Genomic DNA, 25,142 nt, shown 5'->3' with positions numbered 1-25,142 from the left:
GATGGCCGGACAGGAGACGGGCGAGCGGATAGGCGCGCTGCTCGACGAGCTGGCGCAGCAGGCGGGACCGGAGGCGCGCGACACCGCGGACGAACTCGTGCGCTGCCTCATGGAGTTCTACGGCGAGGGCCTGGCCCGGACCGTACGCCTGCTGCGCTCCGCCCCGGACGGCGCGGATCCCCTCGCCGTCCTCACCGCCGACGAACTCGTCAGCGATCTGCTGATCCTGCACGATCTGCATCCCGAGGACACCGCGACCCGGGTGGGCCGCGCCCTCGACAAGGTCCGTCCCTACCTCGGCTCGCACGCGGGCGACGTCGAGGTGGCCGGGCTCGACCTGGAGGCGGCCGACGGTCCGACGCTACGGCTCAAACTGCGCGGGAGCTGCGACGGCTGTCCCTCCTCCACCCAGACCGTGCGCTGGACCATCGAGGAGGCGGTCGCCCGGATCGCCCCCGAGGTCGAGCACATCGAGGTCGAGGGAATGGCCGAGGAGAGCCCGCAGCCGGCGCTGCTCCAGATCCTGCCGCACCGCCCGGACGACGCTCCGGGCGAGGCGGCGCCGTCCGCGGAACCGGCCGATCCGGCACGCTGGTACACCCTCGGCCCCCACGCTCTGCCGTTGGGCGACCGGGCCACCGGGGTCACCGAGGTCGCCGGCCGCACGCTGCTGCTGGTCCGGCTGCCGGGGCAGCTGTACGCCTACCGCGACCGCTGCCCGGTCTGTGCGGCGAGCCTCGCTCCGGCGGTCCTGGACGGCGAACTGCTGCGGTGCGCGGGCTGTGCCGCCGAGTTCGACGTGCACCGGGCGGGCCGGGGCGAGAAGGGCCACCTGGAGCCCGTACCGCTGCTGGAGGAGGACGGGTCGGTGCGGGTGGCGCTGCCCGGCGAGCTGCTGGGGGCGGGGCCATGACCACCGACGTCCTCAGGCAGTTCACCCGGAGGCCGCCACCCAAGGGCGAGCGCTGCGACCTGTGCGGGGAGCCGCTGCCCGCCGAGCACCGGCATCTCGTCGACACCTCCCGACGGTCCCTCAAATGCGCCTGCCCGCCCTGCTATCTGCTCTTCACCCGGCCGGGCGCGGGGCAGGGACGCTTCCGGGCCGTCCCGGACCGGTATCTCACCGATCCCGGGTTCGACCTGGACGAGGCGGACTGGAACCGGCTGCAGATCCCGGTCGCGCTGGCCTTCTTCTTCCGCAACTCCGAGCTCGACCGGCTCGCGGCCTTCTATCCGAGCCCGGCGGGCGCCACCGAGAGCGAACTCGACCCCCAGACCTGGGACGCGGTCCTCGGGCGCAGCCGGCTCGCGGAGCTGCTGGAACCCGACGTGGAGGCGCTGTTGCTGCACCGCGGACGCGGCGGCTCGGTGACGTGCACGCTCGTCCCGGTCGACGTCTGCTACGAGTTGGTCGGCCGGATGCGGCTGCACTGGAAGGGCTTCGACGGCGGTACCGAGGCACGCGCGGACATCGCGGAGTTCTTCGACCGGATCACGGCGGCCGCCCGGCCGCTGGACCCGGAAACCGGGCCCACAGTCGCGTCGGCGCACCCCGGACCCCCCACCCCGTCGGCGGAAGCCGGTCCCCCCGCCGCTCCGGAGGAATCCGCGGGCCCGGCCAGGCATTCCGGGGGCACCCCGTGACCGATCTCCAGTTCACCTGTACCGGTGTACGCCCCGAGCCGTACGGAGCCGGGCCCACGCTGTTGTTCGGGCTGCGCATCGAGGAGGCCGACCACCAGCCCGTGCACGCCCTCGCGCTGCGCTGCCAGATCCGTATCGAGCCCGCCGGGCGGTCCTACGAGCCGGAGGAGGTCGGCATGCTGGGCGACCTGTTCGGCGAGCCGAGCCGCTGGAACAGCACGCTCAAGCCGTTGCAGTTCGCCCACGCCTCCATCACGGTCCCGGGGTTCACCGGTTCGACGGAGGTGGATCTCCCGGTGCCGTGCACCTACGACACCGAGGTCGCGTCCGCGTCGTACTTCCGGGCGCTGTCGCGCGGTGAGGTCCCGCTGCTCCTGCTCTTCTCCGGCACGGTGTTCACCGGCCGGGACGGCTTCCGGGCCGAGCCGGTGCCCTGGCACAAGGAGACGTCGTACCGGATGCCGGTGGACGTGTGGCGGAACATGATCGAGCAGTACTTCCCCAACTCGGGCTGGCTGCGCGTCCGGCTGGACGTGCTGGACGCGCTGCGCCGCTACCGCTCCTCGCGCGCCCTGCCGTCCTGGGAGCGGGTCTTCGACGAACTCCTCGCCACCGCCGACGCGAGGAAGGGGGCCGACTGAGATGAGCAATCCCCTGGAGAACCGCTTCGAGCAGGCCCGTACCATTGCGGACGCCGTCCTGTTCGAGGGATACGTCCTCTACCCCTACCGCGCCTCGGCCGCGAAGAACCAACTGCGCTGGCAGTTCGGCGTCCTGGTGCCGCCCGCCTGGACCGCCACGACCGGAGAACACTCCGTCCAGCGCACCGAATGCCTGCTGGAGCCCCGTGACGGGGACCGGCTGCACGCCGAACTGCGCTTCCTGCACGTGCGGCGCCGCACGGTGGAACGGCTCGACGCCGACGGCGGCTACACGGAGGTCCCCGAACTCGACCTCCCCGACCGGGTGTTGGTGCCGTGGGACGAGGGACACGAGGAACGCGTCCTGATCCATGAGACCTTCGCCGAACTGATGGGTGATCAGGCCGCCTTCCACGCCGTACGGTTCGACCTTCCGGACGCCGTCGAGTACGAGCCGGTGACCGACGCCGAGGGCCGGACACTGGGCCGTCTGGTGCGGCGCAGGCAGCGCCTGACGGGCGAACTGCGCCCGCGTGTCGAGGAGTTGCCGGGCCCCTACCGGGTCCTGCGGCTCACCGTGAGCGTGCACAACACCACCACCGCCCCCGAGCACGCCGGCACCGACCGCGAGACCGCCCTCGCCCACAGCCTGATCGGCACCCATCTGCTGCTCGGCGTGCCCGGGGGACGGTTCCTGTCGCTGACCGACCCGCCCGAGTGGGGCCGCCCGGCGGCAGCGAGCTGTCAGAACGAGCACACCTGGCCCGTACTCGCGGGCCCGCCCGGCACGGACGACGTCATGCTGTCCTCGCCGATCATCCTGGAGGACCACCCCGCTGTCGCCGAGGAGAGCCCGGGGCCCCTCTACGACGCCACCGAGATCGACGAGATCCTCTCGCTGCGCACGGCCGCGCTGACCGAGCGGGAGAAGCGCGAGGCGCGCGGCACGGACGCCCGCGCCGCCGGGGTCATCGACCTGGTCGACGACATGCCGGAGGCGGTCCGCGAACGGCTGCACGGGGCGATCCGGGGGCTGCGCGAGATCACCGGCGACGACCCTGCCGGCGAGCCGCTCCCCCCTGCTCCCGATACCGGGCTGAGCCTGCCTCAGGGCCCCGGACACCCCTGGTGGGACCCGGCGCAGGACGCCGGGGCCGCCGAGGTGCCGGGCGTCGTCATCATCGACGGCGAGGCCGTAAGGGCCGGCAGCCGGGTCCTGCTCACCCCCGGCGCCCGCCGCTCCGACGCCCAGGACGCCTTCCTCCACGGCCGGCACGCCACCGTCGAGGCCGTGGTCGGCGACCTCGACGGCGAAACGCATCTCGCCGTCGTCGTGGACGACGATCCCGGCACCGACATACGCCGTACACAGGGCCGTTTCCTGTACTTCAAGCCCGACGAGGTGGCCCCGCTGAAGGAGGAGGCGACATGACCGGACCTGATGGCACCGAGGCGTACGGTACGGCCGGACGGGACGGGACCCGCCGCGTTCTGGTCGCCGGAGTGGGCAACGTGTTCCTCCAGGACGACGGGTTCGGGGTGGAGACCGTACGGCGGCTCGCCGCCCGCACGCCCGAACTGCCGCCCGGCGTCGAGCTGATGGACACCGGCATCCGCGGAGTGCACCTCGCCTACCGGCTGCTGGAGGGCTATCAGGCCCTCGTGCTGGTGGACATCGTCAGCCGCGGAGGGCCGCCGGGCACGCTCTACACGATCGACGTGGGCCCCGAACCCCCCACGGCACGGCCCGAGCCGGGGCCGCTCGACACGCACGCCATGGACCCCGCCACCGTGCTGGCCCTGCTGCACGACCTGCACGCCGGCGCGGGCGGCACCCTCCCCAAGGAGGTGTACGTCATCGGCTGCGAACCCCGCGACACGGACGAGGGGATGGGGCTGACACCCCCGGTGGCCGATGCCGTGGAGGCCGCCGCCGACCTGGTGCTCGACCTCGTACGCCGCGCTACCTCTGTACCCCAGAGGAGCTGATCACCATGGAGGCAAGGATGGAATGGCAATGGGTGGGCCTGGCCGCGGGCCTCGTAGTGGCCTACGGAGTCGCGAGGAACCTGTCGGACATCCGCCGCTACTTGCGCATGCGGCGCATGTGATCCGGCGTCCGCGCACGATCCGGTGGACGCGCGCCGGCGCCGGGACCCCCGCCCTCGCGCCGCTCCGCGCGGCCACCGACGTCCTCGAGCTGCACATAGCGCTCGAGGAAGAGATGCAGGGTGCTGTGGAGTTCGCCCAGGCGGACGAACCACAGGGCGAGGTTCATGGCGCCCTGCTGGGTGATCGCGTAGACGCGGCGCGCGGGACCGCTCTCCGAGGCGTGCCAGTGCGAGGTGACCTCACCACCGCTCTCCATGCCCCGCAGCAGCCGGTACACATGCGCCTGATCCGCGTCGCCGCAGCCGAAAGCGCCCAGGCGCTGCACCAGTTCGTAGCCATGACCTTGGCGTTCGGCCAGCAACAGGAGCAGCACCGGGGTGAGCAGAGCGCGTCGCTCGACTTCGTGCCCGGTCATCGTCTTCTCAGAGTAACCAGGCATGCGCGAGCCTCACACCCGGGCGCCACGGCGCCGCCCGGCGGCTCGGCGGCGGGAGGTGAGGGCCGTGCATGAGCTGTCCATCGCCGTGGCGGTCGTCGAACAGGTCGAGGAAGCCGTACGGGAACAGGGGCGCCCGGTCGCGTCGCTGACCCTGCGGATCGGCGAGCTCGCGGGCGTGGTGCCCGAGGCGCTGGACTTCTCGTTCGGGCTGGCGGCGGAGGGCACCGCGCTGGCGGGGGCCCGCCTGCTGATCGAGACTGTCGATGCACGGGGCCGCTGCGACGGCTGCGGGCGCGAGGCGCCGACCGGGATGCCTCCGGTGCTGTGGTGCGCCGAGTGCGGGGCCACGCTGACCCTGCTCAGCGGCCGGGAGCTGGAGATCGTCCGGGTGACGCTGGCCGACGGGCCCCCGGACGGGAAGAGCGCGGGCGACGGGCCACGGGCCGCGCCGTCCGGGCTGCCGGTACGCGACGAGGAGGCGAGCCATGTGCCGCACCGTTGACCTGCATCAGGCCGTGCTCGCCAAGAACGACGAGAACGCGCTGGCCCTGCGGGGCTATCTGGGTGACCGCGGCACGGTGGCGGTCAATCTGCTGTCCAGTCCGGGCAGCGGCAAGACGGCGCTGCTCGAACAGCTGCTGGCGCGCGCCGTCGCGGGCGGTACGCCGGCCGCCGCCGTCACCGCCGACCTGGCGACCGAGAACGACGCGACCCGGCTGGCCCGCTCCGGCGCGCCGGTGCGGCAGATCCTCACCGACGGGCTGTGCCATCTGGAGGCGGGCATGCTCCAGCGGCGGCTCGAGGGCTGGCTGCCCGAGGGCAGCCGGTTGCTGTTCGTCGAGAACGTCGGCAATCTCGTCTGCCCCGCCTCCTACGACCTCGGGGAGACCCTGCGGATCGCGCTCGCGTCGGTGACCGAGGGCGAGGACAAGCCGGTCAAGTACCCGGCGGCCTTCGGGCTCGCGCAGCTGGTCGTGATCACCAAGACCGACATCGCGGACGCCGTCGGCTTCGACCGGGAGGCGTTCCTGCGGGGTGTCCAGCAGGTCAACCCCGGAGTGCCGGTCCTGGAGACCTCGGCCCGCACCGGTCAGGGGGTCGACGCGCTGCTGGCGCACATCCTGCGCTGCGCGGCCGGCGACGAGACGCACGTACCCGTCCTGGCGCGGCAGCACGAGCGGTACCTGCACAGCCACGAGAACGGCAACGGGCACCCGCACGCCGACGGCGACAGCCACGTCCACGCCGACGGGCACCCGCACGCGCGGGAGGCCGGGGCCGGACCGAGCCGGGAACAGGCGCAGGGGCACCCGCGGTGAAAGGAGCCCCGGGGCGCGAGCGCAGGCACGTCACCGTCACGGGCGTCGTCCAGGGGGTGGGGTTCCGGCCCTTCGTGTACACCCTCGCGGAGGAACTCGGGCTGACCGGCTGGGTCACCAACAACGCGCGGGGCGTGGAGGCCGAGGTGGAGGGCCCGGCGGCCGACGTGGCCGTGTTCTGCGCGCGGATCGGGACCCGGCCGCCGCCGCTCGCGGTCGTCGAGTCGGTCGAGCACCGTGCCGTGCCCCTGGAGAACGACGGCTCGGTGTTCACCATCCGCCCCTCCTCCGGCGGGCCGGGCCGCACGCTGGTCTCCCCGGACACCGCGACCTGCGACGCCTGTCTGAGCGAGCTCGCGGACCCCGCCGACCGGCGGTACCGGCACCCGTTCATCACCTGCACGCACTGCGGGCCGCGGTTCACCATCGTGACCTCGCTGCCGTACGACCGGGACAGCACGACCATGGCGGGCTTCCCGATGTGCGCGGACTGCGCCCGGGAGTACGCGGACCCGGCCGACCGGCGCTTCCACGCCCAGCCGATCGCCTGCCCCGCCTGCGGTCCCCGGCTCACCCTGCGCACCGGGCCGGACGATCCGGGCGAACTGCGCGACGGGCAGGCGCTCGCCGAGGCCCGTCGGCTGCTGGCCGAGGGTGCCGTGGTGGCGGTCAAGGGGATCGGCGGCTACCACCTGGCGTGCGACGCGGGCGATCCCGCGGCCGTCCGCACCCTGCGCAAGCGCAAGAACCGCGGCGGCAAACCCTTCGCGGTGCTGGCCGGCTCGCTGGAGACCGTCCGGCGGCTGGCCCATGTCGGCCCGGCGGAGCGGGAGTTGCTGCTCGGGCCGCGCAAGCCGGTGGTCCTGCTGCGGCGGCGGGCGGGCGCCGGTGGCGAGATCGCGGCGGGAGTCGCGCCCGGCAGTCCCGACCTCGGCTTCATGCTCCCGTACACCCCCGTGCACCGGCTGCTGCTCGGGCTGCCCGGTGATCCGCCGGGTCCGGCCGTCCTCGTCATGACCAGCGGAAACCGCTCGGGCGAGCCCATCGTCACCGACGACGACGAGGCGCTGACCCGGCTGGCGGGACTGGCCGACGCCTGGCTCGCGCACGACCGGCCCATCCACGTGCCCTGCGACGACTCGGTGGTCCGGGTCTGCGCGGGAGCCGAGCTCCCGGTGCGCCGCTCGCGCGGCTACGCCCCCTTCCCGATCGCGCTGCCGGTGCCGGTGGTCCCGGCGCTGGCCGTGGGCGGCGACCTGAAGAACACCTTCTGCGCCGGGGACGGCCGTTACGCCTGGCTGTCCGCCCACGTCGGGGACATGGACGACCTGGCCACCCTGACCGCGTTCGAGCGGGCCACCGGCCATCTGACGGACCTCACCGCCGTCGCACCCCGTCTGCTGGTCGCCGACCGGCATCCCGGCTATCGCGCCACCCAGTGGGCGCGGCGCGCCGCCGAGTCCCGCGGCCTGACGCTGCGCCAGGTGCAGCACCACCACGCCCACGTCGCCTCCGCGATGGCCGAGCACGGTCTGGACGGTTCGGCGCCGGTGATCGGGATCGCCTTCGACGGGACCGGTTACGGCGACGACGGTGCCGTGTGGGGCGGCGAGGTGCTGCTCGCCGACTACGACGGATACCGGCGGTTCGCCCATCTGGGCTATGTGCCGCTGCCGGGCGGCGACGCGGCCGTACGCAACCCCTACCGGATGGCGCTGTCGCATCTGCGGGCGGCGGGACTGCCCTGGCGGGACGAGCTGCCGTGCGCCGCGGCCGCCACCCCCGAGGAGCGGCGGCTGCTCGAACGGCAGCTGGAACGCGGGCTCAACTGCGTTCCCACGTCCAGCATGGGACGCCTCTTCGACGCGGTGTCCTCGCTCGCGGGGGTCTGCCACCGGGTGGAGTACGAGGCCCAGGCGGCGATGGAGCTGGAGAACGCGGCGCTGGGCGACCTGGCTGGGCCGCTCGCCGACGACGAGCGGAACGACGCGTACCGGTTCATGCTGAGAGCGGTCCGTCAGGACCCCGAGGTGCCGCTGATCGCCGATCCGGCGCCGGTCCTGGCCGCCGCCGTCGCGGACGTCCGGGCCGGTGTCACGGCCGGGCCGGTGGCCCGTCGGTTCCATCGGGCCGTCGTCGGTCTGGTCCTGGAGGTGTGCGCGGTGGCACGAGAGCGCACCGGCATCCGAACGGTCGCCCTCAGCGGCGGGGTGTTCTGCAACGCCCTGCTCACCGAGGGCTGCGGCGCCGTCCTGGAACGCGACGGCTTCACCGTACTGAGGCACCACAGGGTTCCACCCAACGACGGCGGTCTGGCCCTCGGGCAGCTGATCGTCGCCGCCCGAGCACGGGACTAGCGCGCAACAGGAGCGCTGGAGCGAGTCAGGAGCGAGTCATGTGTCTGGCCGTACCCGGCAGAGTGCTGGAGATCGAGGAACGCGACGCGACGCGGATGGCCAAGGTCGACTTCGGCGGTGTCGTCAAGGACGTGTGTCTGGAGTACGTGCCGGACATGAAGGTCGGTGACTACGCCATCGTCCATGTGGGATTCGCGTTGCAGCGGCTGGACGAGGAGTCGGCGAAGCAGACCCTGGAGCTCTTCGAGAACCTCGGAGTGCTGGAGGAGGAGTTCGGCGACGCCTGGGGCAAGGCCGCCCGGGACGCGGGAGCCGAACGCCCCGCCGGAACCGGACTCCCGCCCCTGGAGGGCGTCGAGAAGGAGGCGCGGTCATGAAGTACCTGGACGAGTTCAGCGATCCGGTCCTCGCCAAGCGGCTCTTCGACGACATCAGGGCGGTCACCACCCGGCCCTGGTCCATCATGGAGGTCTGCGGCGGACAGACGCACTCGATCATCCGCCACGGCATCGACCAACTCCTCCCCGAGGAGATCGAGTTGATCCACGGGCCGGGCTGCCCGGTCTGTGTGACCCCGCTGGAGATCATCGACAAGGCGCTGGAGATCGCCTCCCGCCCGGACGTGATCTTCTGCTCCTTCGGCGACATGCTGCGGGTGCCCGGCAGCGGACGCGACCTGTTCAAGGTCAAGAGCGAGGGCGCGGACGTACGCGTCGTCTACTCGCCGCTGGACGCGCTCAAGATCGCGCAGGAGAACCCCGACCGTCAGGTCGTGTTCTTCGGCATCGGCTTCGAGACCACGGCGCCGCCCAACGCGATGACCGTCTATCAGGCCAAGAAGCTGGGCATCCCCAACTTCAGCCTGCTGGTCTCGCACGTCAAGGTGCCCCCGGCCATCGACGCGATCATGAACTCGCCGGACTGCCGGGTGCAGGCGTTCCTCGCCGCCGGGCACGTCTGCACCGTGATGGGCATGGGCGAGTACCCCGAACTGGCCGAGCGCCACCGGGTGCCGATCGTCGTGACGGGCTTCGAGCCGCTCGACATCCTGGAGGGCATCCGCCGCGCGGTACGCCAACTGGAGGCGGGACAGCACACTGTGGAGAACGCCTACCCGCGCGCGGTGCAGGCCGAGGGGAGCCCGGCGGCCCGTACCATGCTGTCCGACGTCTTCGAGGTGACCGACCGGGCCTGGCGCGGGATCGGCATGATTCCGCGGAGCGGCTGGCGGCTGTCCCCCAAGTACCGCGAGTACGACGCCGAGCACCGCTTCTCGGTGACCGGCATCGCGACCGAGGAGTCGACCGTCTGCCGCAGCGGCGAGGTGCTCCAGGGCCTCATCAAGCCGCACGAGTGCGCCGCGTTCGGCAAGGAGTGCACCCCGCGCAATCCGCTGGGCGCGACCATGGTCTCCAGCGAGGGCGCGTGCGCCGCCTACTACCTCTACCGGCGGCTTCAGACCCCCGACAAGGAGGCGAGTTCCGTTGGCTGACTCCGCATACGCTCCCGCCGACTTCTCCTCCTGGACCTGCCCGGCGCCGCTGCGCGACCACGACAGGATCGTGATGGGGCACGGCGGTGGCGGCACGCTCTCCGCCGAACTGGTGGAGCACCTGTTCGCGCCCGCCTTCGGCAGCGACGTGCTCGCCGAGCTCGGCGACTCCGCGCATCTGCTGATGGGCGGCGCCCGGCTCGCCTTCTCCACCGACTCCTTCGTCGTACGGCCGCTGTTCTTCCCCGGCGGCAGCATCGGGGACCTGGCCGTCAACGGCACGGTCAACGACCTGGCCATGGCGGGGGCCGTACCGGCCTACCTCTCCTGCGGGTTCATCCTGGAGGAGGGCGTCGAGCTGTCTGTCGTGGGGCGCGTGGCCGAGGCGCTGGGCGAGGCGGCCCGGACGGCCGGGGTGGTGGTCGCGACGGGCGACACCAAGGTCGTCGACGCGGGCCACGGCGACGGCATCTTCATCAACACCGCCGGGATCGGCCTGATCCCGGACGGCGTCGACATCCGCCCGCAGCGCGCGGCCCCCGGTGACGTGGTGCTGGTCAGCGGGCCGATCGGCGTGCACGGAGTGGCGATCATGAGCGTCCGGGAGGGGCTGGAGTTCGGCGTCGAGATCCAGAGCGACACCGCGTCGCTGGCCGGTCTGGTCGCGGACATGCTGGCTGTCTGCCCCGACATCCACGTGCTGCGCGATCCGACCCGCGGCGGTCTGGCCACCTCCCTGAACGAGATCGCCGCGGCGGCGCGGGTCGGCATCGCGCTCGACGAGCGCTCCCTGCCCGTCCCGGAGACGGTCGCCAACGCCTGCGCCTTCCTCGGCCTCGACCCGCTGTACGTGGCCAACGAGGGCAAGCTGGTGGCGTTCGTGGCGGCCGAACACGCCGACGCCGTGCTCGCGGCGATGCGCGCCCACCCGCTCGGCAAGGAGTCCGTGGCGATCGGCCACTGCGTCCCGGACCACCCGGGCATGGTCGTCGCGGCCACCGGTCTGGGCGGCACCCGCGTGGTGGACATGCCGCTCGGGGAGCAACTCCCGCGCATCTGCTGACCCACCGCGTCCGCGGCCACCGGATCCAGCGGCACCTCGTCCGCCGGCACCAGGCCGGCCGGCCGCGCTCCCGCGGCCGCCCCATCGGCTGACACCTCGTCCGCCCGCATCCCGTACTCCCGAGGCCGGTCCTCGGTGACGACCCGCGACACGCGGGCGTCACCGGGGGCCGGCCTCTTCCGTGTCCGGCGTCTGCAACCCTCTCGCAACGTCCGGGATGGTCGGCTGAGCCGTGCTCCGCGCAGGAGCCGTGAGAGCCGTGAGACCCGAGGGGGAGTGCCGATGGACGTCGTCCCGCGCGTGCAGCTGACGCCCGCGGCAGCCGAGCTGCTGCGGCGACTGCGCACCCAGCACGGACCGCTGATGTTCCACCAGTCGGGCGGCTGCTGCGACGGCAGCGCGCCCATGTGCTATCCGGAGGGCGAGTTCCGCACCGGTGGCTCCGACGTGCTGCTGGCCGAGCTGGAGGTCGAGGGCGTCGACGAGCCGATCACCTTCTGGATCTCGAAGAGCCAGTACGCGCTGTGGAACCACACGCGTCTGATCGTGGACGTCGTGCCGGGCCGGGGCAGCGGCTTCTCCCTCGAAGCACCCGAAGGAGTGCGTTTTCTGATCCGTTCCCGCGTCGTCGGCGCCTAGCCACCGGCCCGGGTACCAACCTCTGGTGCAATTCCCCTGAGTCCTGGGAAAGTTGACGAGACATCAGGGGGCACGGTGACACGTCGCGGCAGACGGTTCAGAACGGCACTGACGGTCTTCACGGCAAGCGGAGCGCTGGCCGGTGCGGCCCTGACCGGGGCGGCACCGGCCAGCGGCGCGGAGGACGCGACGGACATCGCGCCCGGCGTCGAGTACACGCAGCTGGACATCCCGGCGGCCAAGGGAGTGGCGCACGCCCACGTGTTGACCGTCGATCTGCGCAATCCCCATGTGCGCGTCGACCTCCTCTACCCAGGCGCCGTGGCGTCGAGGGAACCCGTGTCCGAGCTCGCCGACTCCCAGGGCGCGGTCGCCGGGGTCAACGGCGACTTCTTCAACATCACGGAGACCCAGCATCCGGGCGTCGAGGCGACGGGCGCGACCGTGGGGCCGGCGATCGCGAGCGGCCGCGGGCTCAAGGCCGCGGTCCCGGACGGCCAGCGGTTCGGGCCGGCGCTGCCGCCCGGCACGACCACCGAGGACGTGTTCGGAGTGGGCGTCGACCGCCGGGCCCGGCTGGACGGCGTGGCCCTCGACGGATCCGTCCGCAGCCCCGACGGCACCTGGCCGCTCGGCGGGTTCAACCAGTACGCGCTTCCGGTCGGCTCCGTCGGCGCGTTCACCGCGGACTGGGGCAGCGTCTCGCGGGTGCGCGCGACCTGCGGTACGGACACGGACCGGGCCGCGCCGTGCAGCACCGACACCTACGAGGTGACGGTCCGCCGCGGTCGGGTCGTGTCCGCCGCCGACGCTCCGGGCGGCGGACCCATCGCCCCGGGCACCACGGTGCTGGTCGGTCGCGAGGCGGGTGCCCAGGAGCTGCGGAAGCTGTCCGTGGGCGAATGGGTCGGGGTGCGGCACCGGCTGGTGGCGAAGACCTCCCGGGTCCCGTACCGCTTCGCGGTCGGGGGCTATCCGATGATGACCGACGGCGTGCCGCTGCCGGGCCTGGACGACAGGACCGCCGCCGTACGGACCGCGGTGGGCTTCTCCGACCACGGGCGCCGGATGCAGCTCCTCGCCCTGGACGGCGCCCCGGAATACCGCAACGGGCTCACCATCGCCGAAGTGACGGCGGCGATGAGGCGGTTGGGGTCGCGGGACGCCTTCAGCCTGGACGGCGGCGGATCCACCACGATGGTCGCCCGGCAGGCGGGAGCGGACGCCGTCAGTGTCCTCAACCACCCGAGCGGCGGCGCCGAGCGTCCCGTCCCGAACGGTATCGGGGTGTTCGCGGGCCCCGTGACCCGGCGGCAGGTCATGGCGTCAGGCTGCCCACGATGTCAGCCGTCGCGGTGAGACCGCTGTGGATCGTCGGGGCCATGCTCGTGCTGGCCAGCAGGAACCCGAGCAGGGCGCAGACCAGCGCGTGAGAGATCTTCAGCCCTCCGTTGCGCAGGAAGATCACTGCCAGCAGAAGGAGCAGCAGCACCACTGAGATGGAAATGGCCATCGTCAACCTCCTCCGCCACGTCACTTCGCGGCGTTCGGCCGTAAGTGTGGCGTAGCGGAGGGGTCGTCCGAGAGGCTGACATGTCCCCCGAACGGGTGGTCTTCTACCGTCGGTCGTGGGCGTCCAGGAACTCTTCGAGACCGCCCAGGTCGTCGGTGTTGAGGTAGTCGACGTCGGCGGCGAGGAGTTCGCGCCACAGCGCCTCGCGTGCCGGACCCGCGAGGTCGGGGGTGGCCCAGAACCGGACCTTCTGCCGGCGGGCGTGCGCGGCCGCCATGATGTTCCGCAGTTTCTCGCGCTCGGCGTCCGGGAACGGGCCCTCGCCCGGCCAGCTGAAGTTGAGTGTCCAGTTGTCGCTGATCAGCGGGATGAAGGAGGCGGGGGCGGCGCTGCCGAGGTCGGCGAGCCGGCCGTCGTAGAAGGCGAGTCGCCCGGTCTGCGCCTCCATGGGTTCGCGCGCGGCCCGGTCCCCGGAGATCACGGCCGTGAGGGGCCCGGGGCGCACCCGGCCGTGCGCGTACGTCGTGAAAAGGTGCCGGTGGCGGCGCAGTTGACGGTCGAGTTCGAGGTACGTCGAGGAGCCCTCGGTCTTGATGTCGATGAGCAGGTGGAGCGGCTTGCGGTAACCCCGGTACACCGAGCCGTGGTTGGCCCTGACGCGGGCGGCCAGCGGTTCGAGGTAGAGGGATTCGAGCGTGCGGGCGGGGTCGAGTTCCACCGGGTCGTGGGCGACGAGGAGTTGGTCGCCCACGAGGTGGATGTCCGCCTCGACGCTGCCGAAGCGGTGGTCGAGGGCGTCGAAGAGGGGGCGCGGATGCTCGTAGTCGTTGTGGGCGTGGGCTCGCCACAGCGGGCGCGTGCGGGGCTTCGCCTCGCCCGCGAGAGCCCGCGACGCGGGCAGGGTGAACGAGCCCGCGAGGGCGGCGCCGAGGGTGGTGAGGGCTCTGCGCCGGGTGGTAGGGGCCATGCTCTGCCTCCCTTGAGGGGTGCCGTACGGAACGTCAGGGAGTATGCGGCGAACAGGGCTCAAGAAACCCTGCCCTGAAGGGAGTTGGCCGGACCGACGGAACGCGTTCACTTCGCCGGATCCGGGCGCGGTCCGGCGTTCCCCCTATCCCCTCCCCCGTGTGTCGCGGGCGCACGAAAAAAGCCCGCCCCAGGTGGGGCGGGCTTCGCTCGGGATCGGGTCAGGGCGCCTGGAGATCGACCAGTTCGGCCAGGGCCGCGCGATGCGCGCCCGCCGTGCCGTAGGCGATCGAGTCGGCCTTGGCGCGCTTCAGATACAGGTGCGCCGGGTGCTCCCACGTCATGCCGATGCCGCCGTGCAACTGGAGCGCCTCCTCGGCCGCGTGCACGGCGACGGGTGCCGCGTACGCCTGGGCGACGGCGACCGCCAGGTCGCTGTCCGCGCTGCCGGTGGCCAGCGCGTCGGCGGCGTTCCGGGCGGCGGCGCGGGTGCCCACGACCTCCAGCCACAGCTGGGCCAGCCGGTGCTTGAGCGCCTGGAATCCGCCGACCGGCCGGTTGAACTGCTTGCGCTCCTTGAGGTAGCGGACGGTCTCCGTCAACGACCAGTCGGCGAGCCCGAGTTGCTCGGAGGCGAGCAGTCCGGCACCGGCCCGCAGCGCACGTCGTACGGCTGCGGGCGCGTCCTCGGTGAGCAGCCGTGCGGGCGCCCCGTCGAAGGTGATCCGGGCGAGCGGCCGGGTCTGGTCGAGACAGACCTGCGGGACGAGCGTGACGGCGTCCGCGTCGACGGCGTACAGCCCGCCGTCCTCGGCCGGAACCAGCAGTACGTCGGCGGCGGCCGCGTCCGCGATGCCCGTCAACTCCCCGTGCAGGGAACCGTTCTCCAGCCGTACGACCTGGTGGGCGGCGCCCGGTCCGACGTTCAGCGGGACGGCGAGGGCGCCCACCGTGCGGCCGGAGGCGAGCGCGGCGAGCAGGTCCGCCGCGGCCGGTCCCTCGCAGGCCAGCAGCGCCTCGGTCGCGACCACGGCGCTCGTCAGATAGGGCACGGGAGCGACCGCGCGGCCCAACTCCTCCAGGACCACGGCGGCTTCGCGGTGCGTGGCACCCTGGCCGCCCTGCTCCTCGGGCACCAGCAGGCCCGCGAGGCCCATGCCCTCCGAGAGGGCCTTCCACAGCTCGAGGTCGTGCGGAGTGCCCGACTCGGTGCGGGTGATGACGCCGGCCGCGGCGCAGCGGTCGGCGAGGAGGTCGCGGACGGCGGCGCGCAGCGCCTCTTCCTCCTCCGTGTAGAGCAGATCGGGCTCGGTGCTCACCTGGCTCATCGGGCGAGGTCCTTCCATGCGACGTCCTTGTCGGTGCGCGGCTCGGACGGCAGGCCCAGGACGCGTTCGGCGACGATGTTCAGCAGGACCTCGCTGGTCCCGCCCTCGATGCTGTTGCCCTTGGAGCGCAGGTAGCGGTATCCGGCGTCCCGGCCGGTGAAGTCGACCAGTTCCGGCCGGCGCATCGTCCAGTCCTCGTACAAGAGGCCTTCCTCGCCGAGGAGTTCGACCTCCAGTCCGCTGATCTCCTGGTTCAGGCGGGCGAAGCCGAGCTTCATGCCGGCTCCCTCGTGGCCGGGCTGGCCCAGGGCGAGCTGCTGGCGCAGCCGTTCGCCGGAGAGCCTGGCGACCTCGGCCTCGACCCACAGTTTCAGGAGCCGCTGGTGGGTGTCGTGGGTGCGCAGTTCGGGCCGCTCGCGCCAGGTCCTGGAGACCGGGCCGATCATGCCGCCCTCGCGCGGGATGCGCATGCCGCCGATGGAGACCCGCTCGTTCATCAGCGTGGTCTGCGCGACCCGCCAGCCGTCGCCGACCTCGCCGAGGCGGTGCGCGTCGGGGATGCGGACGTCGGTGAGGAAGACCTCGTTGAACTCCGCCTCGCCGGTGATCTGGCGCAGCGGCCGTACCTCGACACCCGGGTCGGTCATGTCGCAGATGAAGTAGGTGATGCCGCGGTGCTTGGGCACGTCCGGGTCGGTGCGGGCGATGAGGATGGCCCAGCGGGCGAGGTGGGCGCTGGAGGTCCACACCTTCTGCCCGTTGATCACCCAGTCGCCGCCGCTCCCCGGCGCGTCCCCGTCCGCGCGGACGGCGCGGGTGCCGAGCGCGGCGAGGTCCGAGCCGGCGCCGGGCTCGCTGAAGAGCTGGCACCACACCTCCTCGCCGACCCACAGGGGCCGCAGGAAGCGCCGCTTCTGCTCCTCGGTGCCGAAGCCGAGGATCGTCGGCGCTGCCATGCCGAGGCCGATGCCGATGCGCCGCGGGTCGTTGTCGGGCGCGCCCGCGGCCGCCAGCTCGGCGTCCACGACGGCCTGGAGACTGCGCGGGGCGCCGAGTCCGCCGAGGCCCTCGGGGTAGTGCACCCAGGCGAGTCCGGCGTCGAAGCGTGCCTTCAGGAAGTCCAGGTGATCGGTTTCCAGCGGAGGATGCGCGGCGAGCAACTCCTGGGTGCGGCGGCGCAGTTCGGCTGCGTCGGTCATGCGGCGGCTCCGTTCTCCAGTGTGGGCACCACGGCGATCCGCCCGGTGGTGACTCCGTCGGCGACCCGCTGCACGGCGGCGGCGGCCCCGCTCAGCGGCACCCGCTCGCTCACCAGCGGCTTGATCGCGCCCCGTGCGGCCAGCTCGGTGAGCCGCTCGTGGCAGTGCAGGACCAGCTTCGGGTTCTTGGTGTTGTACAGGCCCCAGTGCAGGCCGAGGATCGCGTAGTTCTTGACGAGGGCGTGGTTCAGCGCGGCGCTCGGGATCGAGCCGCTCGCGAAGCCGACGACCACGATCCTGCCCTCGAAGGCGACGACCTTCGTGGACTGGGTGTAGGCCTCGCCGCCGACGGGGTCGTAGATCACGTCCGCGCCGCGTCCGCCGGTCGCCGCCTTGACGGCGCCTATGACGTCCTCGGACCGCCGGTCGATGACGACGTCGCAGCCCAGCTCACGCGCCACGGCGGCCTTGTCGGCGCCGCCCACGACACCGATGACGGTCGCGCCCGCCGCCTTTCCGAGCTGCACGGCCGCGCTGCCGACCCCTCCGGCGGCCGCGTGGACGAGCAGGGTCTCGCCGGCCTCCAGACGGGCCCGGCGGTGCAGGCCGAACCAGCCGGTCTGGTAGCCGATGTGCAGGGCCGCGGCCTCGGCGTCGTCGAGGGCCTCGGGCGCCGGCAGCAGGGCGGCGGCGTCCGCGACCGCGTACTCGGCGAATCCTCCGTACGGCAGCGCGGGGGTGGCGATCACCCGGCGTCCGTCCTCGGTCTCGCCGCAGATCTCCACGCCGGGCGTGAACGGCAGCGGCGGCCTGACCTGGTAGTGGCCGCGGCACATCAGCGCGTCCGGGAAGTTGATGTTCGCGGCGCGCACCTTGAGCAGGACCTGGCCGTCACCGGGCGTCGGCCGATCCACCTCCTGGAGGCGCATCGCCTCTGCGGGCTCGCCGTTCTGGTGCACTTGCCATGCCTGCATGCGGGGCCTCCAGGGGACTGCGTCGTCTGACCGGGGTCGATCGCATACTAAGCGGTCGCTTGCCGACCTGGGAACAGCCGGCGGCCGTCGTCTTCACCACGCCCGGCCCGAGCCGCCCCGCCCCCCCTCGGTTCTCACAGCTCCTTGCCTCGCGCCTTGGGCCGCGCCCGTACATGCATCCGCTCCCCCTGCGGCCCGAACAGGCTCAGGAACTCCACGGGCCCCTCCCCCGTCGACCCGAACCAGTGCGGAACCCGGGTGTCGAACTCCGCCGCCTCCCCCGCCCCGAGCACGACGTCATGCTCTCCGAGCACCAGCCGCAGCCGCCCGGACAGCACGTACAGCCACTCATAGCCCTCGTGCGTCCGCGGGTCGGGTTCCATGGTCCGCCGCGGTTCGACCATCTTGTACGCCTGGAGTCCGCCGGGCTGGCGGGTCAGCGGCCAGTGCGTCCGGCCGCCCCGCACGATCGGCTCGGCGCGGACCCGGGGGTCACCGACCGGCGGGGCGCCGACCAGCTCGTCCAGCGGGACCTGATGGGCCCGCGCGATGGGCAGCAGCAGCTCCAGGCTGGGCTTGCGCAGCCCGGACTCCAGGCGCGAGAGCGTGCTCACCGAGATGCCGGTGGCCTCGGACAGTCCGGCCAGCGTCGCGCCGCGCTCCTTCCTGATCCGCCGCAGCCGGGGCCCCACCTCGGCGAGAACCTCGTCCGTCGCCGCGTCGCCGGTCGCTCGCTGCCCGGCTCCGCCACTGACACCCGCGGGGGCCGCGCCGCTCATCCCGTCACTCATCCCATGCCTCATCCCCTCATTGCAGAATCGGCAAAGCCATTTGTCAATCCGGCGAGTACCGGGCGACCTTCTCCGCGGAGGTGGCCACCATGACCGGGACAGACGAAGTGGTCGTCGTCCCAGGCGGCACGGCGGGGCTTTCCGCGGCGCTGGTCCCCGGCCGGGCGTGGCGCGGCACGCTCGTCGTCGACGCCGTCGAGCCGCGCAACGCGCCCGTCGCGCACCTGCGGGGCTGAACTCCCGGGCATCAGGCGGAGCCGCCCCGGGGAGCCGGGGGCCGGGTACCCCTGCGCGCCGGGCTTGGCGGGCCCGTCCGGGACGGCGGACCGGCGTCGCGCGAGGGCGCGGCCCGAGTGCCCGCGGCCGGCCCCGAACCACGGGGCCGCCCCTCCGGCGAGCCCGAGCCCCGGCGCAGCCGCCGAGGCGCCACCGCGTGCGGCCAGGGAGCCGCACGCGCTCCGCCTCCGTACGGGTGTGAACCCGGCGTCCGCGTTGCACCATGGCTGCATGCTGCTGAGCCGGCTCGCCCATGTGTCCCAGGAGGTCGCCGCCACCTCGGCGCGGTCCCGGAAGACCGCTCTGCTCGCGGAGCTGTTCCGTGACGCCGACGCGGACGACGTGCCGATCGTGATCCCGTATCTGGCGGGGCGGCTGCCGCAGGGCAGGCTCGGTATCGGCTGGAAGGTGCTGAGCGAGCGGGTCGCCCCCGCCGCCGAACCCACGCTCACCGTGCGCGAGGTGGACGCCCGCCTCACCGCGCTCGGCCAGGTCTCCGGAACCGGATCGCAGGCCGAACGAGCCCGTCTGGTGGGCGAGTTGATGGTGGCGGCCACCGAGGACGAACAGCGCTTCCTGTTCGGGCTGCTCACCGGCGAGGTGCGCCAGGGCGCTCTGGACGCGGTCGCGGTCGAGGGGCTCGCCGAGGCGACCGGCGCGCCCGCGGGGGACGTACGACGGGCGGTGATGCTCGCCGGTTCGCTGCAGGCCGTCGCGCGGGCCCTCCTCGCGGACGGCCCCGGGGCCCTGGACGGCTTCCGGCTCACCGTCGGCCGGCCGGTGCTGCCGATGCTGGCGCACACCGCCGCCTCCGTGTCCGAGGCGGTCGGCAAGCTCGGCGCCTGCGCGGTCGAGGAGAAGCTCGACGGCATCCGGGTACAGCTCCACCGCGACGGCGAGGACGTCCGTGTCTACACCCGCACCCTCGACGACATCACCGACCGGCTGCCCGAACTCACCACCGCGGCAATGGAGTTGCGGGGCGAGCGGTTCATCGTGGACGGCGAGGTGATCGCGCTGGACGAACAGGGAAGGCCGCGTTCCTTCCAGGAGACGGCCGGGCGCGTGGGGTCCCGCGTGGACGTGGCGACGGCCGCGGAGACCGTGCCCGTCTCCCCCGTCTTCTTCGACGCCCTGTCGGTCGACGGGCGGGAGCTGCTGGACCTGCCGTTCACCGAACGGCACGCGGAACTGGCCCGGCTGGTGCCCGAGCCGATGCGGGTCAGGCGGACGCTCGTGCCGGGGCCGGACAAGGCGGCGGAGGCCGAGGCGTTCCTCGCCGACACGCTGGCCCGGGGGCACGAGGGCGTCGTGGTGAAGGCCCTCGACGCCCCGTACAGCGCGGGCCGGCGCGGTGCCGCCTGGCTGAAGGTCAAGCCCGTACACACGCTGGACCTGGTGGTCCTCGCGGCCGAATGGGGCCACGGGCGGCGCACCGGCAAGCTCTCCAACCTGCATCTGGGCGCCCGTACCGGCGACGGCTCCTTCGCCATGCTCGGCAAGACGTTCAAGGGCATGACCGACGCGATGCTCACCTGGCAGACCGAACGGCTCCGGGAACTGGCCGTCGAGGACGACGGCCACGTGGTGGCCGTACGGCCCGAGCTCGTCGTCGAGATCGCGTACGACGGTCTGCAGCGGTCCACCCGCTACCCGGCCGGCGTCACCCTCCGGTTCGCCCGGGTCGTGCGTTATCGCGAGGACAAAACACCGGCCGAGGCCGACACGGTCGACACCCTGCTGGCCGCCCACCCGGAGGTGACGCGATGAGCGGCGAGCAGCACGGAAGGAGGAGCGCGGGACTGCTGTTGTTCCGGCACACCGACAACGGCCTGGAGGTATTGCTCGGCCATATGGGCGGCCCCTTCTTCGCTCGGCGGGACGCCGGGGCCTGGACCCTTCCCAAGGGCGAGTACGAGCCCGACGAGACCGCCTGGGACGCGGCCCGCCGCGAGTTCCGGGAGGAGCTCGGGCTGCCGCCGCCCGACGGGGAGGCCATCGCGCTCGGCGAGGTCACCCAGACGAACGGCAAGGTCGTCACGGCCTGGGCGGTCGAGGCGGATCTCGATCCGGCGGCCATGGTCCCCGGCACGTTCACGATGGAGTGGCCGCCGAGGTCGGGGCAGCGGCAGGAGTTCCCCGAGCTGGACCGGGTGGAGTGGATGGCCCCGGAGCGGGCCCGGACGCTGCTGGTGAAGGCGCAGACGATGTTTCTCGACCGGCTGGCGGAGCACTCGGCCTGAGAGCCGGCGTTCGGCCAGAAGCGCCGGCTCACCCCGAAAGCCCTCCGCGTTGCGCCGCGCCGCTCCGCGCGGGAGGGTCGGGGAACAGCCCGCTTTCAGGAGGTCGGCCATGCCCATCGCGACGGTGAACCCGGCGAACGGCGAGACGCTCAAGACGTACGACGCCCTCGGCGCCGAGGAGATCGAGCGCAGGCTCGCTGCCGCCGAGGCCACGTTCCGCACGTATCGCACCACCTCGTTCGCCGAGCGGGCGCGGCTCATGCACCGGGCCGCCGATCTCCTGGACGAGGACCTGGAGGACATCGGCCGGGTGATGACCACCGAGATGGGCAAGCCCGTCAAGCAGGCCCGCGCGGAGGCCGCCAAGTGCGCCAAGGCGATGCGCTGGTACGCCGACCACGCCGAGGATCTGCTCGCCGACGAACTGGCCGCCCCCGCCGACGCCGCGGACTCCGGGGCCTCCCGGGTCCTCGCGCGCTACCGGCCGCTCGGGCCCGTGCTCGCCGTGATGCCGTGGAACTTCCCGCTCTGGCAGGTGGTCCGGTTCGCCGCGCCCGCGCTGATGGCGGGCAACGTGGGCCTGCTCAAGCACGCCTCGAACGTGCCGCAGACCGCGCTGTACCTGGAGGACCTGTTCCGCCGGGCGGGTTTCCCCGAGGGCTGCTTCCAGACGCTGCTGATCGGCTCGGGGGCGGTCGAGGGCGTCCTGCGCGACCCGCGTGTCAAGGCGGCCACCCTCACCGGCAGTGAACCGGCCGGCCGGGCTGTCGCCTCGGTCGCCGGGGACGAGGTGAAGAAGACGGTGCTGGAGCTCGGCGGCAGCGACCCGTATGTCGTGATGCCGTCCGCCGACGTCGAACGCGCCGCGCGGATCGCCGTGACAGCGCGTGCGCAGAACAACGGGCAGTCGTGCATCGCCGCCAAGCGGTTCATCGTGCACACCGACGTCTTCGACGCCTTCGCGGAGCGGTTCGCGGCGGGCATGCGGGCCCTCAGGATCGGCGACCCGCTCGACGAGGACACCGAGATCGGCCCGCTCTCCACCGAGCAGGGCCGCGCCGACCTGGAGGAACTCGTCGACGACGCCGTGGAGAACGGCGCGACGGTGCTGTGCGGCGGCGAACGCCCCGACGGCTTCGGGGACGGCTGGTACTACGCGCCGACCGTGCTCACCGACATCACCCCCGCGATGCGCGTCCACCAGGAGGAGACCTTCGGTCCCGTCGCCACGCTCTACCGGGCCGCCGGCCTGGACGAGGCGGTCGCCCTCGCCAACGACACCCCGTTCGGGCTGAGCTCGAACGTGTGGACGCGGGACGAGGCCGAGGTGGAGCGGTTCGTCCGGGATCTGGAGGCGGGCGGGGTGTTCTTCAACGGAATGACGGCCTCGCACCCGGCGTTCCCGTTCGGCGGGGAGAAGCGGTCGGGTTACGGACGTGAACTGTCGGGACACGGAATCCGCGAGTTCTGCAACATCACCACCGTATGGCACGGAGCGTGAGCGTTCCGCAGTTACGATCCCCTGTGTGAACCGCGAAGTGACCCTCCCTCTGATCGTCGACGACCGCGGCACGTTGCAGGTGGCGGCCGCCGACGTCAGCAAGCTGCTGCGTACGGTGGGCGGCCGATGGCTGCATCTGGTGGAGGCCGGCCAGGACGGCCTCGACGAGGACACGGTGGCCGCGCTCACGATCGAACTGGCCAAGCTGGCCGACCGGATCGACGTGGCCTGCATCGCGCACAGCAGCGGGACGAGCGGTCGCTGAGGCGACAGCGCCGCGCCGGGTGACGGTTGGGCCGCGAGCGGTCGCCGGGCGTCCGGCGACCCGCCGTTCCCGGACTCAGACGACCCGCTGGTCCAGTTCCCACAGGGCGTGCCAGAACTTCGCCTCGTAGGCCTGGAGCAGCCGCCCCTGGCGGTGGACGTCGTCCCGCGAGATCCGTCCGGCGTCGAGCCCTGCCTGCACGGCGGCCAGCGCCCTGTTCTCCAGCTCGGGTGCGGGCGCGGCGAAGAGGTCGAAGAAGCCGCAGGCCTCGTCGTCGAAGCCGTAGTGCCGGCGCAGGGCCTCGGCGATGGTCTCGCAATAGCCGCCCCACGCGGCGAAGTTGGCTCCGAGGGCGAGGACCACGTCGGTCGGCTCCCCGTTCAGGGCGAGCCAGGCGACGTACGCCGGATAGGCCTGGCAGTCGGCGAGCGGTTCGTACGCCGCCGCCTGTTCCTCGTCGGCTCCCACCGCGGCGGCGAACGCGGTGAGCCGGTCCCCCGCCAGTGCCTCGCCCTCCGCGAGCATCTCGAAGAAGGCGGCGCTCGCCGGGTCGGCGGCCGACGTCTGCGAACCCGCCGCCGAGCGTTCGGCCAGATGAAGGAACGCGCGGTGGTCGGCGGCGATCACATGGCGTTGTTCGAGGGCGAGGGCGGCGAGCGTGGTCCGCTGGGCGGCGCCCCGGTCGATCAGGGGCAGCAGCCGGTTGGCATGGGGGTCCGGGGCGAGTTTCCCGGTGATGTCCTCCAGCACTTCCCTGGCCGTCCGCGTCATCGCGCGCTCCTTCGGTCCGGCAGACTCCGAGCCCCTTCGACCAGGGTGCCATGCCCGGCCCCGGCACTCCGGTTCCGAGCGGTCCGACGCGATGTCGCAGGTCCGACGGGTGACGGTCGCATCGAAGGCGAAGCGGACGCGCTCGCCCTCTACCCAGGCGTCCGCCCCCGACGCCGGGCACACCGGTGCTCCGCGGCGCCTCGTCAGCGGTGCGGGGAACGCGACGGGGGCCGTGACCGGCCCCCGGACCGCGCGGCGCCTCAGCGGATCGGCATCCCGGACAGGGTGCGGGCGATCACCAGCCGCTGGATCTCGCTGGTCCCCTCGAAGATCGTGTAGATGGCCGCGTCGCGGTGCATCCGCTCCACCGGGTACTCCCGCGTGTAACCGTTGCCGCCCAGGATCTGGATCGCCTGGCCGGTGACCTTCTTCGCCGTCTCGCTGGCGAACAGCTTCGACATCGACCCCTCGGCCGCCGTGAACTGCTTGCCGTTGACGGCCATCCAGGACGCCCGCCACACGAGCAGCCGCGCCGCGTCGATCGAGGTGCGCATGTCGGCGAGCTGGAAGGCGACACCCTGGTTGTCGATGATCGGGCGGCCGAACTGCTCGCGCGTCTTGGCGTAGTCGAGGGCGACCTCGTACGCGGCCCGCGCGGTGCCCACCGCCATGGCGCCGACGGCCGGTCGGGACGCCTCGAAGGTGGCCATCGCGGCGTTCTTCACGCGCTCGCCGCCACCAGCCTTCGCGCGCTCGCGGGCACGGGCGAGGCGCTCGTCGAGCTTCGCCTTGCCGCCGAGCAGGCAGGAGGCGGGGATGCGCACGTTCTCCAGGACGACCTCGGCGGTGTGCGAGGCGCGGATGCCGTGCTTCTTGAACTTCTGGCCCTGGGACAGGCCGGGGGTGTTCGGCGGGACGATGAAGGAGGCGTGCCCCTTGGAGCCGAGTTCGGCGTCGACGACCGCGACGACGACGTGGACGTTGGCGATGCCGCCGTTGGTCGCCCAGGTCTTCGTGCCGTTCAGGACCCACTCGTCCTTGGCCTCGTCGTAGACGGCGCGCGTACGCATCGAGGCGACGTCGGAGCCGGCGTCGGGCTCGGAGGAGCAGAAGGCCGCGACCTTGACATCGTTGGCATCGCCGTACATCTGGGGGATCCAGGTGCCGATCTGCTCCTCGGTGCCGTTGGCGAGGACGCCCACGGCGGCGAGGCCGGTGCCGACGATGGACAGGGCGATGCCCGCGTCGCCCCAGAACAGTTCCTCCATGGCCGTCGGTATGCCGAGGCCGGTGGGGTCGAAGTACTGCTGGGCGTAGAAGTCCAGGGAGTAGATGCCGACCTTCGCGGCTTCCTGGATGACCGGCCAGGGAGTCTCTTCGCGCTCGTCCCATTCGGCGGCCGCGGGGCGGATGACATCGGCGGCGAAGCCGTGCAGCCAGTCCCGGACCTCCTTCTGTTCGTCGTTGAGCTCCATGGTGAACTCGGCCATATCCCCTCCAGGGCTGCACTAAACTGTTACTTGCGGTAACTGGAGTCTGTTACCGGCTAGTAGAGAAAGTCAACTCCCGAGCTCTGCTCGGCAGCCCGTTCGATACCCATACGGCGATC

Annotated in this window: 27 protein-coding genes and 1 pseudogene; 19 read left to right on the top strand and 9 right to left on the bottom strand. The window is 72.6% G+C overall.

Going from position 1 to position 25,142, the window contains the following annotated elements; all coding sequences use genetic code 11:
* Nucleotide 1: 1 nt before the first annotated feature.
* The 6 genes from ACZ6KY_RS18595 to ACZ6KY_RS18570 are packed head-to-tail and all read left to right on the top strand — an operon-like array spanning nucleotide 2 to nucleotide 4,396.
* Entirely contained in the window at nucleotides 2-913 is a 912-nt protein-coding gene (locus ACZ6KY_RS18595; RefSeq protein ID WP_469311351.1) for a NifU family protein, read from the top strand.
* Nucleotides 910-1,644 carry a DUF5947 family protein gene (locus ACZ6KY_RS18590; RefSeq protein WP_469311350.1) on the top strand — a complete coding sequence of 245 codons (735 nt, stop codon included), beginning with the start codon at nucleotides 910-912 and terminating at the stop codon, nucleotides 1,642-1,644. Before ACZ6KY_RS18595 ends, ACZ6KY_RS18590 begins: the two co-directional genes overlap by 4 nt.
* Nucleotides 1,641-2,285 carry a DUF6084 family protein gene (locus ACZ6KY_RS18585; protein WP_469311349.1) on the top strand — a complete coding sequence of 215 codons (645 nt, stop codon included), beginning with the start codon at nucleotides 1,641-1,643 and terminating at the stop codon, nucleotides 2,283-2,285. The genes ACZ6KY_RS18590 and ACZ6KY_RS18585 overlap by 4 nt, the downstream gene beginning before the upstream one ends.
* 1 nt (nucleotide 2,286) lies before the next feature.
* Nucleotides 2,287-3,717: a hypothetical protein gene (locus tag ACZ6KY_RS18580; RefSeq protein ID WP_469311348.1), complete on the top strand. Its 1,431-nt coding sequence runs from the start codon at nucleotides 2,287-2,289 to the stop codon at nucleotides 3,715-3,717.
* Nucleotides 3,714-4,274 carry a hydrogenase maturation protease gene (locus ACZ6KY_RS18575; RefSeq protein WP_469311347.1) on the top strand — a complete coding sequence of 187 codons (561 nt, stop codon included), beginning with the start codon at nucleotides 3,714-3,716 and terminating at the stop codon, nucleotides 4,272-4,274. The genes ACZ6KY_RS18580 and ACZ6KY_RS18575 overlap by 4 nt, the downstream gene beginning before the upstream one ends.
* Nucleotides 4,275-4,279: 5 nt before the next feature.
* Nucleotides 4,280-4,396 (top strand): DUF6893 family small protein, encoded by a 117-nt coding sequence (locus tag ACZ6KY_RS18570; RefSeq protein WP_392180883.1) that lies wholly within the window; start codon nucleotides 4,280-4,282, stop codon nucleotides 4,394-4,396.
* Here the strand turns inward: ACZ6KY_RS18570 and ACZ6KY_RS18565 are convergent.
* On the bottom strand, nucleotides 4,372-4,812 hold the full coding sequence (locus ACZ6KY_RS18565) for a helix-turn-helix transcriptional regulator (protein ID WP_469311346.1): 441 nt from the start codon (nucleotides 4,810-4,812) through the stop codon (nucleotides 4,372-4,374). The genes ACZ6KY_RS18570 and ACZ6KY_RS18565 overlap by 25 nt on opposite strands.
* 88 nt (nucleotides 4,813-4,900) lie before the next feature.
* Here ACZ6KY_RS18565 and ACZ6KY_RS18560 point away from each other — a divergent pair, with 88 nt between their 5' ends.
* The 8 genes from ACZ6KY_RS18560 (at nucleotide 4,901) to ACZ6KY_RS18525 (ending at nucleotide 13,065) form a co-directional block, all read left to right on the top strand.
* Entirely contained in the window at nucleotides 4,901-5,338 is a 438-nt protein-coding gene (locus tag ACZ6KY_RS18560; protein ID WP_469311345.1) for a hydrogenase maturation nickel metallochaperone HypA/HybF, read from the top strand.
* Nucleotides 5,322-6,155 (top strand): hydrogenase nickel incorporation protein HypB, encoded by an 834-nt coding sequence (gene hypB / locus ACZ6KY_RS18555; protein ID WP_469311344.1) that lies wholly within the window; start codon nucleotides 5,322-5,324, stop codon nucleotides 6,153-6,155. Before ACZ6KY_RS18560 ends, hypB begins: the two co-directional genes overlap by 17 nt.
* On the top strand, nucleotides 6,152-8,512 hold the full coding sequence (hypF, locus tag ACZ6KY_RS18550; protein WP_469311343.1) for a carbamoyltransferase HypF: 2,361 nt from the start codon (nucleotides 6,152-6,154) through the stop codon (nucleotides 8,510-8,512). The genes hypB and hypF overlap by 4 nt, the downstream gene beginning before the upstream one ends.
* Nucleotides 8,513-8,550: 38 nt before the next feature.
* Entirely contained in the window at nucleotides 8,551-8,889 is a 339-nt protein-coding gene (locus ACZ6KY_RS18545; RefSeq protein WP_401331920.1) for a HypC/HybG/HupF family hydrogenase formation chaperone, read from the top strand.
* Complete coding sequence (gene hypD / locus ACZ6KY_RS18540; protein WP_469311342.1) at nucleotides 8,886-10,004, top strand: hydrogenase formation protein HypD; 1,119 nt, start codon at nucleotides 8,886-8,888, stop codon at nucleotides 10,002-10,004. Before ACZ6KY_RS18545 ends, hypD begins: the two co-directional genes overlap by 4 nt.
* 73 nt (nucleotides 10,005-10,077) lie before the next feature.
* On the top strand, nucleotides 10,078-11,067 hold the full coding sequence (hypE, locus tag ACZ6KY_RS18535) for a hydrogenase expression/formation protein HypE (protein ID WP_469311480.1): 990 nt from the start codon (nucleotides 10,078-10,080) through the stop codon (nucleotides 11,065-11,067).
* Between the two features lie 282 nt (nucleotides 11,068-11,349).
* On the top strand, nucleotides 11,350-11,706 hold the full coding sequence (locus ACZ6KY_RS18530; RefSeq protein WP_469311341.1) for a DUF779 domain-containing protein: 357 nt from the start codon (nucleotides 11,350-11,352) through the stop codon (nucleotides 11,704-11,706).
* A gap of 75 nt (nucleotides 11,707-11,781) precedes the next feature.
* Complete coding sequence (locus tag ACZ6KY_RS18525) at nucleotides 11,782-13,065, top strand: phosphodiester glycosidase family protein (protein WP_469311340.1); 1,284 nt, start codon at nucleotides 11,782-11,784, stop codon at nucleotides 13,063-13,065.
* Here ACZ6KY_RS18525 and ACZ6KY_RS18520 read toward each other — a convergent pair.
* The 6 genes from ACZ6KY_RS18520 to ACZ6KY_RS18495 all read right to left on the bottom strand — a co-directional run bounded on the left by ACZ6KY_RS18520 (nucleotide 13,025) and on the right by ACZ6KY_RS18495 (nucleotide 18,465).
* Nucleotides 13,025-13,219, bottom strand: coding sequence for a hypothetical protein (locus ACZ6KY_RS18520; RefSeq protein WP_355772382.1), 195 nt, complete (start codon nucleotides 13,217-13,219; stop codon nucleotides 13,025-13,027). The two genes, ACZ6KY_RS18525 and ACZ6KY_RS18520, sit on opposite strands and share 41 nt — an antisense overlap.
* Before the next feature lie 103 nt (nucleotides 13,220-13,322).
* Entirely contained in the window at nucleotides 13,323-14,186 is an 864-nt protein-coding gene (locus tag ACZ6KY_RS18515) for a phosphatidylinositol-specific phospholipase C/glycerophosphodiester phosphodiesterase family protein (RefSeq protein WP_469311339.1), read from the bottom strand.
* Nucleotides 14,187-14,406: 220 nt separating this feature from the next.
* Nucleotides 14,407-15,513: an acyl-CoA dehydrogenase family protein gene (locus tag ACZ6KY_RS18510; RefSeq protein ID WP_469311338.1), complete on the bottom strand. Its 1,107-nt coding sequence runs from the start codon at nucleotides 15,511-15,513 to the stop codon at nucleotides 14,407-14,409.
* Nucleotides 15,510-16,712 (bottom strand): acyl-CoA dehydrogenase family protein, encoded by a 1,203-nt coding sequence (locus tag ACZ6KY_RS18505; protein ID WP_469311337.1) that lies wholly within the window; start codon nucleotides 16,710-16,712, stop codon nucleotides 15,510-15,512. The genes ACZ6KY_RS18510 and ACZ6KY_RS18505 overlap by 4 nt, the downstream gene beginning before the upstream one ends.
* A complete protein-coding gene (locus ACZ6KY_RS18500; RefSeq protein ID WP_469311336.1) occupies nucleotides 16,709-17,686 on the bottom strand; it encodes an NADPH:quinone oxidoreductase family protein in 978 nt (325 codons plus the stop codon). Before ACZ6KY_RS18500 ends, ACZ6KY_RS18505 begins: the two co-directional genes overlap by 4 nt.
* Nucleotides 17,687-17,820: 134 nt before the next feature.
* A complete protein-coding gene (locus tag ACZ6KY_RS18495) occupies nucleotides 17,821-18,465 on the bottom strand; it encodes a helix-turn-helix domain-containing protein (RefSeq protein WP_469311479.1) in 645 nt (214 codons plus the stop codon).
* Between the two features lie 101 nt (nucleotides 18,466-18,566).
* On the opposite strand from ACZ6KY_RS18495, the pseudogene ACZ6KY_RS18490 reads away from it, so the two are divergent.
* The 5 genes and pseudogenes from ACZ6KY_RS18490 to ACZ6KY_RS18470 form a co-directional block, all read left to right on the top strand.
* A pseudogene (locus ACZ6KY_RS18490) lies at nucleotides 18,567-18,710 on the top strand (thioredoxin reductase); the annotation flags it as partial.
* A gap of 274 nt (nucleotides 18,711-18,984) precedes the next feature.
* Entirely contained in the window at nucleotides 18,985-20,523 is a 1,539-nt protein-coding gene (locus tag ACZ6KY_RS18485; protein ID WP_469311335.1) for an ATP-dependent DNA ligase, read from the top strand.
* Nucleotides 20,520-20,996, top strand: coding sequence for an NUDIX hydrolase (locus ACZ6KY_RS18480; RefSeq protein ID WP_469311334.1), 477 nt, complete (start codon nucleotides 20,520-20,522; stop codon nucleotides 20,994-20,996). Before ACZ6KY_RS18485 ends, ACZ6KY_RS18480 begins: the two co-directional genes overlap by 4 nt.
* 109 nt (nucleotides 20,997-21,105) lie before the next feature.
* Nucleotides 21,106-22,497, top strand: a complete 1,392-nt coding sequence (locus ACZ6KY_RS18475; RefSeq protein WP_469311333.1) for an NADP-dependent succinic semialdehyde dehydrogenase — start codon at nucleotides 21,106-21,108, stop codon at nucleotides 22,495-22,497.
* A 25-nt stretch (nucleotides 22,498-22,522) separates the two neighbouring features.
* The gene (locus tag ACZ6KY_RS18470) at nucleotides 22,523-22,762 is read left to right on the top strand and encodes a DUF6213 family protein (protein ID WP_261704260.1); all 240 of its coding nucleotides are present in this window, start codon (nucleotides 22,523-22,525) and stop codon (nucleotides 22,760-22,762) included.
* Between the two features lie 75 nt (nucleotides 22,763-22,837).
* On the opposite strand, the gene ACZ6KY_RS18465 is transcribed toward ACZ6KY_RS18470, so the two are convergent.
* Both ACZ6KY_RS18465 and ACZ6KY_RS18460 read right to left on the bottom strand, forming a co-directional pair.
* Complete coding sequence (locus ACZ6KY_RS18465) at nucleotides 22,838-23,533, bottom strand: transcriptional regulator (RefSeq protein ID WP_469311332.1); 696 nt, start codon at nucleotides 23,531-23,533, stop codon at nucleotides 22,838-22,840.
* Nucleotides 23,534-23,793: 260 nt separating this feature from the next.
* A complete protein-coding gene (locus ACZ6KY_RS18460; RefSeq protein ID WP_469311331.1) occupies nucleotides 23,794-25,023 on the bottom strand; it encodes an acyl-CoA dehydrogenase family protein in 1,230 nt (409 codons plus the stop codon).
* Between the last annotated feature and the right edge of the window lie 119 nt (nucleotides 25,024-25,142).

The organism is Streptomyces sp. NPDC042002 (assembly GCF_055588305.1).
This window is presented reverse-complemented; position numbering and strand designations above follow the sequence as displayed.

Coding starts and splice junctions, on each gene's coding strand:
- ACZ6KY_RS18520 (WP_355772382.1), bottom strand. CDS start 13,219: ATGGCCATTTCCATCTCAGTGGTGCTGCTGCTCCTTCTGCTGGCAGTG.
- hypD (WP_469311342.1), top strand. CDS start 8,886: ATGAAGTACCTGGACGAGTTCAGCGATCCGGTCCTCGCCAAGCGGCTC.
- ACZ6KY_RS18570 (WP_392180883.1), top strand. CDS start 4,280: ATGGAGGCAAGGATGGAATGGCAATGGGTGGGCCTGGCCGCGGGCCTC.
- ACZ6KY_RS18590 (WP_469311350.1), top strand. CDS start 910: ATGACCACCGACGTCCTCAGGCAGTTCACCCGGAGGCCGCCACCCAAG.
- ACZ6KY_RS18485 (WP_469311335.1), top strand. CDS start 18,985: ATGCTGCTGAGCCGGCTCGCCCATGTGTCCCAGGAGGTCGCCGCCACC.
- hypE (WP_469311480.1), top strand. CDS start 10,078: ATGGGGCACGGCGGTGGCGGCACGCTCTCCGCCGAACTGGTGGAGCAC.
- ACZ6KY_RS18500 (WP_469311336.1), bottom strand. CDS start 17,686: ATGCAGGCATGGCAAGTGCACCAGAACGGCGAGCCCGCAGAGGCGATG.
- ACZ6KY_RS18575 (WP_469311347.1), top strand. CDS start 3,714: ATGACCGGACCTGATGGCACCGAGGCGTACGGTACGGCCGGACGGGAC.
- ACZ6KY_RS18505 (WP_469311337.1), bottom strand. CDS start 16,712: ATGACCGACGCAGCCGAACTGCGCCGCCGCACCCAGGAGTTGCTCGCC.
- ACZ6KY_RS18530 (WP_469311341.1), top strand. CDS start 11,350: ATGGACGTCGTCCCGCGCGTGCAGCTGACGCCCGCGGCAGCCGAGCTG.
- ACZ6KY_RS18565 (WP_469311346.1), bottom strand. CDS start 4,812: ATGACCGGGCACGAAGTCGAGCGACGCGCTCTGCTCACCCCGGTGCTG.
- ACZ6KY_RS18480 (WP_469311334.1), top strand. CDS start 20,520: ATGAGCGGCGAGCAGCACGGAAGGAGGAGCGCGGGACTGCTGTTGTTC.
- ACZ6KY_RS18545 (WP_401331920.1), top strand. CDS start 8,551: ATGTGTCTGGCCGTACCCGGCAGAGTGCTGGAGATCGAGGAACGCGAC.
- ACZ6KY_RS18465 (WP_469311332.1), bottom strand. CDS start 23,533: ATGACGCGGACGGCCAGGGAAGTGCTGGAGGACATCACCGGGAAACTC.
- ACZ6KY_RS18495 (WP_469311479.1), bottom strand. CDS start 18,465: ATGAGCGGCGCGGCCCCCGCGGGTGTCAGTGGCGGAGCCGGGCAGCGA.
- ACZ6KY_RS18510 (WP_469311338.1), bottom strand. CDS start 15,513: ATGAGCCAGGTGAGCACCGAGCCCGATCTGCTCTACACGGAGGAGGAA.
- ACZ6KY_RS18580 (WP_469311348.1), top strand. CDS start 2,287: ATGAGCAATCCCCTGGAGAACCGCTTCGAGCAGGCCCGTACCATTGCG.
- ACZ6KY_RS18475 (WP_469311333.1), top strand. CDS start 21,106: ATGCCCATCGCGACGGTGAACCCGGCGAACGGCGAGACGCTCAAGACG.
- ACZ6KY_RS18515 (WP_469311339.1), bottom strand. CDS start 14,186: ATGGCCCCTACCACCCGGCGCAGAGCCCTCACCACCCTCGGCGCCGCC.
- ACZ6KY_RS18595 (WP_469311351.1), top strand. CDS start 2: ATGGCCGGACAGGAGACGGGCGAGCGGATAGGCGCGCTGCTCGACGAG.
- ACZ6KY_RS18460 (WP_469311331.1), bottom strand. CDS start 25,023: ATGGCCGAGTTCACCATGGAGCTCAACGACGAACAGAAGGAGGTCCGG.
- hypB (WP_469311344.1), top strand. CDS start 5,322: ATGTGCCGCACCGTTGACCTGCATCAGGCCGTGCTCGCCAAGAACGAC.